Annotated in this window: 14 protein-coding genes; 7 read left to right on the top strand and 7 right to left on the bottom strand. The window is 69.7% G+C overall.

The genetic code is table 11. The features are described from left to right. The first annotated feature begins 124 nt into the window (after window positions 1-124). The 4 genes from FPZ11_RS11220 to FPZ11_RS11205 are packed head-to-tail and all read left to right on the top strand — an operon-like array spanning window position 125 to window position 3064. Complete coding sequence (locus FPZ11_RS11220) at window positions 125-931, top strand: hypothetical protein (RefSeq protein WP_146320944.1); 807 nt, start codon at window positions 125-127, stop codon at window positions 929-931. Between the two features lie 39 nt (window positions 932-970). Next, complete coding sequence (locus FPZ11_RS11215; RefSeq protein WP_146320942.1) at window positions 971-1771, top strand: class I SAM-dependent methyltransferase; 801 nt, start codon at window positions 971-973, stop codon at window positions 1769-1771. Between the two features lie 26 nt (window positions 1772-1797). After that, window positions 1798-2124, top strand: a complete 327-nt coding sequence (locus FPZ11_RS11210; protein WP_146320940.1) for a chorismate mutase — start codon at window positions 1798-1800, stop codon at window positions 2122-2124. 13 nt (window positions 2125-2137) lie between these two features. Beyond that, window positions 2138-3064: an SDR family NAD(P)-dependent oxidoreductase gene (locus FPZ11_RS11205; protein ID WP_168203803.1), complete on the top strand. Its 927-nt coding sequence runs from the start codon at window positions 2138-2140 to the stop codon at window positions 3062-3064. Window positions 3065-3101: 37 nt separating this feature from the next. Here the strand turns inward: FPZ11_RS11205 and soxR are convergent, their stop codons facing one another. Continuing rightward, window positions 3102-3575, bottom strand: a complete 474-nt coding sequence (gene soxR / locus FPZ11_RS11200; RefSeq protein WP_146320936.1) for a redox-sensitive transcriptional activator SoxR — start codon at window positions 3573-3575, stop codon at window positions 3102-3104. A gap of 49 nt (window positions 3576-3624) precedes the next feature. On the opposite strand from soxR, the gene FPZ11_RS11195 reads away from it, so the two are divergent. Next, window positions 3625-5202 (top strand): MFS transporter, encoded by a 1578-nt coding sequence (locus FPZ11_RS11195; RefSeq protein ID WP_246846214.1) that lies wholly within the window; start codon window positions 3625-3627, stop codon window positions 5200-5202. Here the strand turns inward: FPZ11_RS11195 and FPZ11_RS11190 are convergent. Together FPZ11_RS11190 and purL are read right to left on the bottom strand one after the other, a co-directional pair. After that, on the bottom strand, window positions 5190-5924 hold the full coding sequence (locus FPZ11_RS11190) for an IclR family transcriptional regulator (protein WP_146320934.1): 735 nt from the start codon (window positions 5922-5924) through the stop codon (window positions 5190-5192). The two genes, FPZ11_RS11195 and FPZ11_RS11190, sit on opposite strands and share 13 nt — an antisense overlap. Before the next feature lie 120 nt (window positions 5925-6044). Beyond that, window positions 6045-8420, bottom strand: a complete 2376-nt coding sequence (gene purL, locus FPZ11_RS11185; protein ID WP_146322840.1) for a phosphoribosylformylglycinamidine synthase subunit PurL — start codon at window positions 8418-8420, stop codon at window positions 6045-6047. A gap of 298 nt (window positions 8421-8718) precedes the next feature. Here purL and FPZ11_RS11180 point away from each other — a divergent pair, with 298 nt between their 5' ends. Beyond that, complete coding sequence (locus FPZ11_RS11180; protein WP_146320932.1) at window positions 8719-9165, top strand: DUF4190 domain-containing protein; 447 nt, start codon at window positions 8719-8721, stop codon at window positions 9163-9165. A gap of 63 nt (window positions 9166-9228) precedes the next feature. Here the strand turns inward: FPZ11_RS11180 and FPZ11_RS11175 are convergent, their stop codons facing one another. The 4 genes from FPZ11_RS11175 to FPZ11_RS11160 form a co-directional block, all read right to left on the bottom strand. Beyond that, window positions 9229-9465 (bottom strand): hypothetical protein, encoded by a 237-nt coding sequence (locus tag FPZ11_RS11175; protein ID WP_246846213.1) that lies wholly within the window; start codon window positions 9463-9465, stop codon window positions 9229-9231. Window positions 9466-9587: 122 nt separating this feature from the next. Then, a complete protein-coding gene (locus FPZ11_RS11170; protein WP_146320930.1) occupies window positions 9588-10097 on the bottom strand; it encodes a hypothetical protein in 510 nt (169 codons plus the stop codon). A 196-nt stretch (window positions 10098-10293) separates the two neighbouring features. Then, window positions 10294-10989: a phosphoribosylformylglycinamidine synthase subunit PurQ gene (gene purQ, locus FPZ11_RS11165; protein WP_146320928.1), complete on the bottom strand. Its 696-nt coding sequence runs from the start codon at window positions 10987-10989 to the stop codon at window positions 10294-10296. Beyond that, complete coding sequence (locus FPZ11_RS11160; RefSeq protein ID WP_146320926.1) at window positions 10989-11246, bottom strand: phosphoribosylformylglycinamidine synthase subunit PurS; 258 nt, start codon at window positions 11244-11246, stop codon at window positions 10989-10991. Before FPZ11_RS11160 ends, purQ begins: the two co-directional genes overlap by 1 nt. 357 nt (window positions 11247-11603) lie before the next feature. On the opposite strand from FPZ11_RS11160, the gene FPZ11_RS11155 reads away from it, so the two are divergent. Next, window positions 11604-12425: an HAD family hydrolase gene (locus tag FPZ11_RS11155; RefSeq protein WP_146320924.1), complete on the top strand. Its 822-nt coding sequence runs from the start codon at window positions 11604-11606 to the stop codon at window positions 12423-12425. The last annotated feature ends 4 nt before the right edge of the window (window positions 12426-12429 follow it).

The following is a 12429-nucleotide window of genomic DNA, read 5'->3' as shown; positions in this document are numbered from 1 at the left end:
GTCTCGTCTGCCGCGCCACGTTTCGTGGCGCGATCGCGGAAACCTGGCGCGATGGCGGCGATCCTGCGGCCGCAGACCGGGGCTGCTGACAGCCCGCCCAGTCCAGCGTGCGAGGATGAACGCCATGTCTGCCTCACGCGAACCCGACGAGGCGACGTTCCGCCGGCAGCGCAGGTGGATCAACGTCATCGTGTCCGGCGTTCTCGTCGTCGTGCTGGCGGGCGTCACGGTGATCACCGTGACCCAGCTTCTCGCCGGCGCGCCCCAGCCGGGCAGCGCCGCGGCCGTGCGGCCCACGCCCACACCGATTCCCACGCCGACGATGGACCCGTTCGTGGCGCGCGAGCTGCGCACGGCGCTGCACAAGGTCCGTGCGCTGCCGGGCGTGGCATCCGCGACCGATCACATCACGCTGACCTACACGCAGACGGGGCCGGATGACCCGCTCGGCGGGAACGACCTGCTGGGCGGCGGTTATGGCTCGAGCACCGCGCCGCCACTCGACCACACTTTCCACTCGCAGTTCGCCGTGGCGATGACCCCGGCCGCGACCGCCGCGCAGACTGCCGCCGTGGTGCTCGCCCTCGGCAGGACCGTCGGCTGGACCGGCGTCGACCTCGCACTCACCACCCCGCCGGCTGCGGGCCGAGTCGCCACCTCGCAGTTCTGGTCGGGAACGTTCGACGGCAACGTGGGTGAGGACAACGCGACCGGCGTGTCGAACGGCCTTTTCGCGCTCGCGACGACGCCTGGCGTGCAGACGCTCGATGCGGGCATCCCCTACACCGGCCGCGTGGACTACGGGTCGCTGACCATCGGCCTGAGCCCGGCCGACGACGCGACGAAGGCCCGCGTGCTCGCCGTCGTCGCGACCACGGCGTTCGCCGACACGACGCTGCACGGGTCATTCGGCAACGGCGCCAAGCCGTAGGCGGGCGCTGCCCTCCGTGTTCCCGGGTACGGTGGCAGCATGCCCGACCCCGCCCTCGCCCGCATGTTCCTCACGATCGGCGCGGATTACGACCGCTATCGTCCGGGGTTTCCCGCAGAGGCCGCCGACCTCGCCGTCGCTGAGGTGACGGGCGGATCCTCCGATCGCGTCGACGACGTGCTCGACCTCGGCGCGGGAACGGGCAAGTTCACCGAGCTCCTCGTCACGAGGGCCGGCCATGTCCGGGCGGTCGACCCCTCGGAGCAGATGCTCGCCGAGCTGCGGCGCAAGCTGCCGGGGGTGGATGCCGGCATCGGCACAGCAGAGCACCTCCCGCTGTCCGACAGCAGTGTCGACCTCGTGGTGGTCGCCCAGGCATTCCACTGGTTCGACCGCGAGCCTGCCTGTCGCGAGATCGCTCGGGTGCTGCGCGACGGCGGCGTGCTCGCGGTGGTGTGGAACGTATCCGGCCTGGAATGCGCGTGGGACCGGGCATGCGGCGCCGTCGCACACCTGCTCGACGAGAACCCCGACGCCGATGCCGATGAAGCCGGGTTCGGCCGTCATCTCGAGGACGGGGCCGACGACATGGAGGCGCCGGAGGCTCCTGGGTTCGTCCTCGTGCGGTCGGAGCGGCTCTCGTGGACCGAGCCGATCTCTCGCGAGCATTACCTGCGCCGCTGGATGACGGTGAGCACGATGCTCGCGGCGACCGACGATCAGCGTGAGGAGGCGCTCGCGCGCATGGCGGACATCCTCGACGCCGATCCCGAGACCGCGGGCCTCGACGTGCTTTCCTTGGCCAACGTGACGGAGGTGTTCCTGCTCAGGGCCGCTTGACGACCCCGACCCGCTACCCTCGACACATGCCCGAGAACGACCGGCAGGATGACCGCGCCCGCGCGATCGAGACACTGCACAGCATCCGCGAGAGCATCGACAACATCGACGCCGCGCTGATCCATCTGCTGGCCGAGCGATTCAAGTTCACGCAGCAGGTGGGTGTTCTGAAGGCGGAGCACGGGCTTCCGGCCGCGGACCCCGAGCGGGAACGCGAACAGATCCGGCGCCTGCGCGCGCTCGCGGTCGAGAGCCATCTCGACCCCGAGTTCGCCGAGAAGTGGTTCAACTTCGTGGTCGCCGAAGTCATCCATCATCACGTTCAAGCGGGAGCAGCGCCGGGCGCCGAGTGATCGGCGGGCGGGCGTGAGCGGCGCGGACGTCACCGACCAGACGGGCCGAACGGCACTCGTCACGGGGGCGAACAAGGGCATCGGGTTCTTCACGAGTGCCGCGCTGGCTCGCGCGGGCGCTCACGTCATCCTCGCCTGCCGCGACGCAGGGAGAGCGGATGCCGCGGTGCGGGCCATCCGTGCACGTTGCGCCGCGGAGGGCGTCGCCGCGTCACTCGAGGTCGTGCACCTCGACACCGCGGATGCCGACAGCGTCGCGGTCGCGGCATCCGCGCTGGCCAGGCGCGAGCGTCTCGACCTCGTGGTGGCGAACGCCGGCATGGTGCACCCGCCGGAACAGCGCCGGCTCACGGCCGGCGGCGACGAGCTGGTGCTCGCCACGAACATGCTGGGGCACTTCGCCCTGATCGCCGCGCTGCTGCCCGTGATCGTGCGCACCCCCGGTGCGCGGGTGGTGAGTCTCGGCAGCCTCGCCACCCGACTGAACCGCTTTCTGGTCGGCGACCTGCAGCTCGAGCTCGAGTACACGCCGTGGCGGGCCTATGCCCAGTCGAAGACGGCGCTCGAGTCGTTCGGGTTCGAATTGGATCGCAGGATGCGCGCGGCCGAGCTGAGCGCGTCGAGCACCGTCGCGCACCCCGGGTACTCGATCAGCGGACGCACCCCGCGCATCCCCGGCGTCAACGAGCCGACGCGCGGCACCGTGTTCGTCGACTCGCTGCAGGCGTCGTTCACGCAGAGCAAGCAACGCGGCGCGCACAGCGTGCTCGCGGCGGCGACGAGACAAGATGCCGTCGGCGGCAGCTACTGGGGCCCGCACTGGCTGATGCGCGGTGAACCCGTCATGCAGGAGCCGAGTCAGGCGTCGTCCGATCCCGACGTCGCGCGACGGGTCTGGGAGTTCGCGGAGGCGAGAACGGGCATCCGCTTCGAGCTGTGAGCCGCCCTGGCATCGAGTCGCGCTCGGTGAGCCGGGGTCACACCTCGACGGCGTCGTCCCAGCGTCGCGGGCCCGTGCCGTCTCCGGTGTCGCCGAGGGTGTCGTCGGGATTCTGCAGGGTGCAGGTGCGCAGGCTGAGGCATCCGCAGCCGATGCAGCCAGTGAGGTCGTTGCGCAGGTGCTGCAGCGAGGCGATGCGATCGTCGAGCGCCTCGCGCCAGATCGACGACAGCCGCGCCCAGTCCTTCTTGGTCGGCGTGCGTCCGTCGGGCAGCGACCGCAGCGCCTGACCGATCTCCGCCAGCGGGATGCCCACCCGTTGCGACACCCTGATGAACGCCACCCGGCGCAACGTGTCGCGGCGATACCGCCGTTGGTTGCCCGCCGTGCGCTCGCTTGAGATGAGGCCCTTGCGCTCGTAGAAGTGCAGCGCCGACGCGGCGACGCCGCTGCGCTCCGAGAGCTCCCCCACGGTGAGCATGCGGTGTGCACCGCCGGTGACCTGAGGCATCCGCCACCTCCTTGACCTCAACCATAGTTGAGGTCTTAGCGTCGTAGGCGTGAGTGAGACGACGGATGCCCCGTGCGACGAGACGACGCACGCGCATGACGAGCCGACGAGCGGAATCCGGGTAGCGTCGGACCCCGTGACCGTTCCTTCACCCGACGCAGACGACCGGGCGACCGAAGCGCGCGAGCCGGGCGATCCCGCCGGGGAGCCGACGGAGCGGACGGAATCGACGCACTCGACGGAGCCGACGGATGCCGCGCCCGATCAGGGCGTGCTCGGTCGCCGCTACCGCTGGATCACCATCGGCATGAGCTCGCTCGTGCTCTTCGTGGCGTTCGAGGCGATGGCGGTGACCACCGTGATGCCTGTCATCGCGCGCGAGCTGAACGGATCATCCCTCTACACGCTCGCGTTCTCCGGCTCGCTCGCGATCAGCGTGGTGGGCATGGTGGTCGCCGGCTCCTGGTGCGACAGACGAGGGCCGTCGACCGTGCTCGTGACCGCCGTCGTGCTGTTCGTGGCCGGGCTCGCCATTGCCGGCCTCGCGCCGAGCATGATCGTGCTCGTCATCGGCAGGCTGGTACAAGGCCTCGGCGGCGGAGCGCTCACCGTGGCGCTGTACGTGGTCGTGGCCAGGTGGTATCCGACGCGGCTGCAGCCGATGGTCTTCGTCGGATTCTCGACGGCGTGGGTGCTGCCGTCGCTCATCGGGCCCTTCCTCGCGGGGGTCGTCGCGCAGACGGTGGGCTGGCGGTGGATCTTCCTCGGCGTCATCGTCGTGGCCGTCGCGGGGCTGCTGATGATCAGACGGGTGCTCACGGGCATCCCCGACGAGCGCAACGACGACGTTTCGTGGCAGCCGTGGCGCGTCGTCTGGGCGCTCGTCGCCGCGGTCGCCGTGCTCGTGCTCGGCTTCGCCACGGAGTTCACGCAGGCGTGGCGCTGGGTCACGCTGGTGCTCGGGCTCGCCGTGCTGGCGATCGCGCTGCGGCCGCTGCTCCCGCGCGGCACGCTGCGTGGCGTCGCCGGACTGCCGTCGGTCATCCTCACGCGCATCCTCATCTCGGGCGCGCAGCTCGCCAGCGAGGTCTATGTGCCCTACCTGCTGATCGACCGGTACGGTCTGCCGCCCGCCGTCGCCGGGCTCGCCCTCACCGGAGGCGCCGTCGCCTGGTCGGGCGGGTCGTGGGTGCAGGGCAAGCTCGGCCACCGCATGCGCAACCGCGGCTGGGTGGTGCTCGGCGTGCTCTCGATCGTGTTCGGCGTGGGAGCCACCATGCTCGTCGCCGTTCTCGCGCTGTCGCCGTACGTGCTGTTCGGGGTGTGGGCGTTCGCCGGCCTCGGCATGGGCATGGCGCTGCCGCGGCTCACGGTGCTCATGTTCGGATACTCGACGCGCGAGACCCAGGGCTTCAACAGTTCGGCGCAGGCGATCGCGGATGCCGTGGGCGGGGCATCCGCGGTCGCCGTCGCCGGTCTCGTGTTCACCTCGCTCGCCGGCCTGGCGGGCAGCGGACCGTACAGCGCCGTCTTCGTGTTCGGCACGGTTCTGACGCTGCTCGCACTGGTCACCGCGATGCGAGTGGGCGGCTCCCGCGCCGGGGTGCAGGCGGGTCAGCCGAGCTGACGCGAGATGCGCGCGGCGGTCTCCAGCAGTTCGTCGACGTGTGCGGTCAGCGCGTCGAGGTCGTTGACGACCCGGATCGAGCTGATCGAGATGGCTCCGAGGATGTCTCCCGTTGAGTTGGAGACGGGCGCGGCGATGCAGTTCATGAAGTCTTCGAACTCGCCGTCGTCGACGCCCCAGCCGCGCTCGGCGATCACCTCGAGCTGACTGTCCAGCGCCGCCCGGCTCGTGAGCGTGCTCGGCGTGTGCCTGCTCCAGTCGGTGCCGGCGAGTACCTCGTCGCGGCGCTGCACGGGCAGCCGCGAGAGGATGACCTTTCCCACGCCGGTGCAGTGCGGCAGCACGGGCTTGCCGATGCGCGAGTACATGCGCACGCCGTTGGTGTCCTCGACCTTGTCGATGTACACGATGCTGTCTTCCAGCAGTTGAGCGAGATGGATGGTGTTGCCGACGCGCGAGTGCAGCGCGCGCAGCTCGTCGTGCGCGACGCGCCGCAGGTCGATGTGGTCGAGCGCCTCGTGGGCGATCGAGATGATGCGCGGGCCGATCGTGTAGCGCGAGTCGGAGCCGTGCAGCAAGAAGCCGGCCTGCTGGAGCGTCTGCAGCTGTCGGAAGACCGTCGAGCGGTGCGAGTCGAATCGGGCTGCGCAGTCAGCCAGCGTGCGCGGTGCCTCCGCGATGAACTCGATGAGCTCGGTCGCGCGCTGAATCGTCTGCGACATGGTCCTCCCGCGTGCTCAGAGGCACAGCCTAGTGCACGATTTGTCGCGGTCTGCGGTCGTCAGAACGCTCGCCCGGGTCGCTGCCCGTGGCAGGTCGCGCCGGCTCATTCGGCTCGCCGCTCAGCCGCGGTACGTCTCTTCGCCCGGCGTGTAGTACTCCTGCGCGGACGACTGTCCGACGACCGGGCCGAAGTGCTCGGCCAGCGTGGCCTGGTGCGTCGCGCGCAGCTCCTCGAGGCCGACGGTGAAGATGTCCTGCACCTCGAGCACGGGCTGTTCGCCCACGACCGCGTCGGTCACGCCGATGCGCAGCACCGGGTAGTCGCGACCCTCGCACAGACCGCGGAACTTCACGTCGTCTTCGCGGGGAACCGACACGATCACGCGGCCGGTCGACTCGGAGAACAGCGCGGTCGCGGCATCCACGCCATCGCGCTCCACGATCTCGGTGAGCCACACCCGGGCACCGACGCCGAAGCGCAGAACGCTCTCGGCCAGGGCCTGCGCGAGGCCCCCGTCGGAGAGGTCGTGGGCGGAGGCGATGAGGCTCTCCATGGATCCGGCCTGGATGAGCTCGGCCAGCCGCTTCTCGCCGTCGAGGTCGACCGCCGGCGGGCGTCCGCCGAGGTGGCCGTGCACGGTGCCGGCCCATGCGGAGCCGTCGAGCTCCTCGCGCGTCACGCCGAGCAGGTAGATGTTGTCGCCCGCGTCCTGCCAGCCGGAGGGGATGCGACGTGCGACATCGTCGATCACGCCGAGCACGCCCGCGACGGTGGTCGGGAAGATGGGCACGTCGCCGGTCTGGTTGTAGAACGACACGTTGCCGCCGGTGACGGGAACGCCCAGCTCGAGGCAGGCATCCGACAGGCCCTCGATGGCCTGGCTGAACTGCCACATCACCTCGGGGTTCTCCGGAGAGCCGAAGTTGAGGCAGTCGGTGACGGCGGCGGGCACGGCACCGGTGACGGCGACGTTGCGGTACGCCTCTGCGAGGGCGAGGCGCGCGGCCTGCTTCGGGTCGAGCTGGCCGTAGCGTCCGTTGGCGTCGGTGGCGATGGCGAAACCGAGGCCGCTGTGCTCGTCGACGCGGATCATCCCGCCGTCGTCAGGGAAGGCCAGGGCCGTGTTGCCGCCCACGTAGTAGTCGTACTGGTTGGTGATCCAGCTCTTGTCGGCGAGGTTGGGCGAGCCGACGAGCGCGAGGAACTGGTCGCGCAGCTGCGCGCGACCTTCGTCGGTGGATGCCTCCGGTCGCGCGAGCACGACCGCCGAGTCCGCCTGCAGTGCGTCGATCCACGCGGGGTACGCGACGGGACGGTCGTACACCGGCCCGTCGACCGCGACGGTGCGCGGGTCGACGTCGACGATCTTCTCGCCGTGCCAGTTGATGATGAGGCGGCCGGTGTCGGTGACCTCGCCGAGCACGCTGGTCTCGACATCCCACTTGGCCGTCACGGCGAGGAAGGCGTCGAGCTTGTCGGGCGTGACGACCGCCATCATGCGCTCCTGCGACTCCGACATGAGGATCTCCTCCGCCGTGAGCGTCGGATCGCGCAGCAGCACGTTGTCGAGCTCCACGAACATGCCGCCGTCCCCATTGGAGGCGAGCTCGCTGGTCGCACAGGAGATGCCGGCGGCGCCCAGGTCTTGGATGCCCTCCACCAGCTTCTTCTCGAACAGCTCGAGGCAGCACTCGATGAGCACCTTCTCGGCGAACGGGTCGCCCACCTGCACGGCGGGCCGCTTGGTCGGCCCGCCGTCGGCGAAGGTGTCGGAGGCCAGAATGGATGCCCCGCCGATGCCGTCGCCGCCGGTGCGAGCCCCGAAGAGCACGACCTTGTTGCCCACGCCCGACGCGTTCGCCAGATGCAGGTCTTCATGCCGCAGCACGCCCACCGAGAGCGCGTTGACGAGCGGGTTGCCCTGGTACACCGGGTCGAAGTAGGTCTCGCCGCCGATGTTCGGCAGGCCCAGGCAGTTGCCGTAGAACGAGATGCCGCCGACCACGCCGTGCACCACGCGCGCCGTGTCGGCCTCGTCGATCTTGCCGAAGCGCAGCTGGTCCATCACGGCCACCGGGCGTGCGCCCATCGAGATGATGTCGCGCACGATGCCGCCGACACCGGTCGCCGCGCCCTGGAACGGCTCGATGTAGCTGGGGTGGTTGTGCGACTCGACCTTGAAGGTCACCGCCCAGCCCTCGCCGACATCCACCACACCGGCGTTCTCACCGATGCCGACCATGAGGTTCTTCTTCATCTCGGGCGTGACCTTCTGCCCGAACTGCCGAAGGTACTTCTTGGAGCTCTTGTAGGAGCAGTGCTCGCTCCACATCACCGAGTACATGGCGAGCTCGCCACTCGTGGGCCGGCGGCCGAGGATCTCGCGGATGCGCGCGTACTCGTCGGGCTTCAGACCGAGCGCCGCGTACGGCTGCTCCTTGTCGGGCGTCGCCGCGGCGTTGTCCACGGTGTCGAGGTTCTGCTCCGTCGCGATCGGAGACTCGGACGAAACGGGCTGTGCGGATGCCGTGGGCTCGGTCACGCGGCGGGACTCCTTGGCTTGTGACGTTGGTTCGTGCCGCCCGTCGACCGTAGCGGTGCGTGGGGCGCCGAACTCGTCAAAGTCTACCCGGGCATCTCGGGCCGTTCTCTGGTCGCCGACGCGTGCGTGCGCAGCCGTGCTGCAGGTCGGAACGACGGCTCGGCCTGGCGTGTGCGCGACGCGTCTCGATACCCTTGAACCAGGTCGTGTCGCCTGTCGGGCGCACGCCGCCACCGAGACGGAGCGCCCCATGAGCGATCAGACACCGCAGTACGGCTCGCAGCAGCAGCCTCCTGCGCAGCCCGGCTATCCGCAGCAGCCCGGGTATCAGCAGCCGGGTTACCCGCAGCAGTCCCCGTATCAGCAGCCGGGCTACCAACAGCAGTATGGGCAGCCGGTCTACCAGCAGACCGTCGTCTACACGTCGTACCAGCCCCAGCCGAAGGGCTTCAGCATCACATCGCTGGTGCTCGGCATCGCGTCGGTGCTCTTCGGGTTCACGTTCCTCGTGCCGATCGGCGCGGTGATCTTCGGCATCGTCGGCATCCGACGCGAGCCGACGGCCAAGGGCATGTCGATCACCGGACTGATCCTCGGCGCCGTGATGCTGGTCGGCTGGATCATCCTGCTCGTGCTCTGGCTGTCGCTCGCCTTCTGGGCGGTCGGGGCCGCGTCGGTCTACGGCACGACCAGCTGAGTCGCGTCCTCGCGGCGCGTCGGATGCCCGCGCACGGCATCTGCACGCCGTCGGCGGCCGGCGTCACTCGTCGCGGTCGATGCCGAACGTGTGACGTATGAGTGCCTGAACGTCGCGGTCCATCGCGTCGAGCCGACGGTCGATCGTGTCGAACCGGCCGCCCACGCCGAGGAACTTCTCGTCCAACCGCCGCACCTCGCTGCGAACGACGTGCACGAACAGCGTCGACACGATCGTGAGCATGCCGAGGAACCCGGCGCTGAACACGCCGATCATCGTCCACGTCTGTGCCTCGGTCACGACCACACCTCCATTGTCCACTCCACCCGCACCAGCGTCCACGGTGCCGGGATGACAGCCGACGGACATCCCGCCGTCTGCGGAGAGCGCCGCGCAGCACGCTCCTGTGGAGGGAGCGTCGCCTACGAGGCGGCACGTCCCGGCCGGGGGAACACCGAGCGCATGTGATCGGAGTCGAGGTAGTCGGCGACCCCGATGAGGATCAGGCTGAACACGATCTGCTCCGTCACCATCCACAGCGGGTACAGCCCGGGAATGGCCGCGAGCACCAGTGTGATCACCGGAAAGATCTTGCTGAACAGCCGCAGCCGCGAATAGCCCCAGTAGTAGCCGAGGGACGCCCGCCACGCGAAATAGAACAGCGTCGCGGTCATGCCCAGCACGACGACCGTGCGCATCCACACCGACCACTCGACAGGGATGCCCTGCGTCGCCAGCACGAGCGCGACGACGACCGCCGCGATGCCGATCGCGAACTCCAGCACGAGCAACCAGGTGATGGCGACGAATGCACGCCTCGTGCGAGGGTGACTCAGCAGCTCATCGTCGATGCGCACCTGCGACTGCCGTCCGCCGGCGAGTCGATCGAGTCGGCGGAACAGCGGTTCGAACCGTTGCAGCAGGGCGTTCATGCTCGCCACCTCCTCTCTGCCTGCGCTGTTTCTCCCGGAGCTTCCGCGACAGCGCTTCCGCCGACGTATTCCGTGCCGTTTTCAGGACATATGCCGACTCGAGGACACTATGTCGATGAGTCGCCGTATGTCCTGAATACGGTCGCAGCAGGGCCAGCGGAGCGTGCCGCTCGGCAGGCCGAATGGATGCGCGGGCTCAGGCCGCCTGCAGAGCGGCGATCGCCGACGTGAAGAATGTGAGCCCGTCGACGCCGGAGCGCATGGCAGCGGTCGTGTCCGGTCCGAAGCCCGGCTCGGTGGCGTGCTCGGGGTGCGGCATCAGGCCGACGACGTTGCCGCGCTCGTTGGTGACGCCGGCGATGTCGTTGATCGAGCCGTTCGGGTTGACGGCGACGTACCGGAACACGACGCGCCCTTCGCCCTCGAGCCGCTCGATCGTCTCGGCGGAGGCCACGTACTCGCCCTCGCCGTTCTTGAGCGGGATGACGATCTCCTGCTCCGCCTCGAACCCGTTCGTCCACGCGGTGCCCGTGTTCTCCACGCGCAGGCGCTGGTCGCGGCGGATGAACGCGCCATGGTCGTTGCGGATCAGGCCGCCGGGCAGCAGGCCGGCCTCGGTGAGCATCTGGAAGCCGTTGCAGATGCCGAGCACGGGCATCCCGTTGTTCGCGGCGTCGACGACCTCGCTCATGATCGGCGAGAGGCTGGCGATGGCGCCGCACCGCAGGTAGTCGCCGTAGCTGAACCCGCCAGGCAGCACGAGTGCGTCGACGCCGGCCAGGTCGTGGTCGCCGTGCCAGAGCGCGACATCCTCGGCGCCGGCTGCGCGCACGGCGCGGCGGGCGTCGCGGTCGTCGAGCGAGCCGGGAAAGGTGATGACGCCGATGCGCATCAGGCGACCCCGTTCTCGACCACGGTGACGGCCACGACGTCTTCGATCACGCCGTTGGAGAGCACGTCGGCGGCGATCTCGCGCACCGAGGCCAGCAGCTCGTCGCTCACCGGCCCCTCTGTCGTCAGCTCGAACCTCTTGCCCATGCGCACGTCGAACGTGCCCCGCCCGGTACGGGCCAGGGCTGCGGCGATGGCCTTGCCCTGCGGGTCGAGAAGCTCCGCCTTCGGCATGACGTCGACAACGATGGTGGGCACAGGGACTCCCTTGACGGATCGGTGTGGATGCCCCGATTCTACCGGCGACTGAGGCGAGAGCAGAGCGAGCTTGCTCGCTGTGCCGAGCCGATGGAGCCGGTCGAGCGCGCAGCGCGAGCACCGGCGCCGATCCGAGAGCAGAGCGAGCTTGCTCGCTGTGCCGAGCCGATGGAGCCGGTCGAGCGCGCAGCGCGAGCACCGGCGGCGATCTGCGCGGAGCGTCCGTGGTCGGTTTCGCAATCATGGGCATCCGTTCACCTCCCGGCCACCGGGTGCTCTGGGTGAGTTGTGCACCGCTGCCTAGCGTCGCTGACGGGGCTCGGAGCATCCGTGACCCTCGTCGCCGGAGGGAGCGCCATGAGCACGCACGACGTCATCGTCTCGACCGTCGCCGACGCCGACCGGTACGCCTACCGCGACACCGACTACCTGCCGGACGGCGGGCCGGACGACACCGACGAGGTGGACGAGATCGAGGTCGAGCTGGTGGTGCTGGCGCTCGCCGGAACGACGGTCGTCGACGACGGACTCGTCGAGCGCGCGTGCGCGCGTGCCCTCGACAGGGCGGGCATCGCCGTCGGTGCGCGCGAGCGCGTGAGTGCGCTCGTGCACCTGCGCGACAACAGCGGCCGAGGACGCCGCGAGATCTTCCTCGAATTGGCCGACGACGACGACCAGGCGGCACGTGCCTCCGCCGAGTTCGAGAGGGCGTTCGCCGAGCTGGCCGACCGCGAAGGGGTCGAAGCCATTCCGGGGGCGCAGACGGCCATCGAACGACTGCGCGCCAACGGCGTGCACGTGGCGCTGACGACCGGGCTGAGCCGAACGACGACGAACGGCATCCTGGACGCCCTGGGCTGGCACGACCTCGTCGACGTCGTGCTCTGCTCCGACGACGTGCGCCGCGGACGTCCATACCCCGACCTCGCGCTGACCGCCCTGCTGCGCACCGGTGCGACCTCGGTGGACGGGATGATCGTGGTGGGCGACAGCGTCTCCGACATCGCGAGCGGCCCGGCCGCGGGCGCCGGCGTGACGGTGGGGGTGCTCACGGGCGCGCACGACGAGCGCGCGCTGACGCTCGCCGGAGCGGATGCCGTCATCGACGGCATCGCCGATCTCCCGATGCTGCTCGGACTCGACGCCGACCCCGCCGATCACACCATCTACTTCGGCTGAGGCG

This window comes from Humibacter ginsenosidimutans, from assembly GCF_007859675.1.
GTDB lineage: Bacteria > Actinomycetota > Actinomycetes > Actinomycetales > Microbacteriaceae > Humibacter > Humibacter ginsenosidimutans.
The sequence above is the reverse complement of the archived record's forward strand: the minus strand, read 5'-3'. Positions and strand labels throughout refer to the sequence as shown.

What these genes read in the sequence shown, in the direction of transcription:
- purQ (WP_146320928.1), bottom strand. Translation starts at nt 10,989, where the DNA reads ATGCGCATCGGCGTCATCACCTTTCCCGGCTCGCTCGACGACCGCGAC.
- FPZ11_RS11220 (WP_146320944.1), top strand. Translation starts at nt 125, where the DNA reads ATGTCTGCCTCACGCGAACCCGACGAGGCGACGTTCCGCCGGCAGCGC.
- FPZ11_RS11180 (WP_146320932.1), top strand. Translation starts at nt 8,719, where the DNA reads ATGAGCGATCAGACACCGCAGTACGGCTCGCAGCAGCAGCCTCCTGCG.
- FPZ11_RS11210 (WP_146320940.1), top strand. Translation starts at nt 1,798, where the DNA reads ATGCCCGAGAACGACCGGCAGGATGACCGCGCCCGCGCGATCGAGACA.
- FPZ11_RS11155 (WP_146320924.1), top strand. Translation starts at nt 11,604, where the DNA reads ATGAGCACGCACGACGTCATCGTCTCGACCGTCGCCGACGCCGACCGG.
- FPZ11_RS11170 (WP_146320930.1), bottom strand. Translation starts at nt 10,097, where the DNA reads ATGAACGCCCTGCTGCAACGGTTCGAACCGCTGTTCCGCCGACTCGAT.
- soxR (WP_146320936.1), bottom strand. Translation starts at nt 3,575, where the DNA reads ATGCCTCAGGTCACCGGCGGTGCACACCGCATGCTCACCGTGGGGGAG.
- FPZ11_RS11190 (WP_146320934.1), bottom strand. Translation starts at nt 5,924, where the DNA reads ATGTCGCAGACGATTCAGCGCGCGACCGAGCTCATCGAGTTCATCGCG.
- FPZ11_RS11215 (WP_146320942.1), top strand. Translation starts at nt 971, where the DNA reads ATGCCCGACCCCGCCCTCGCCCGCATGTTCCTCACGATCGGCGCGGAT.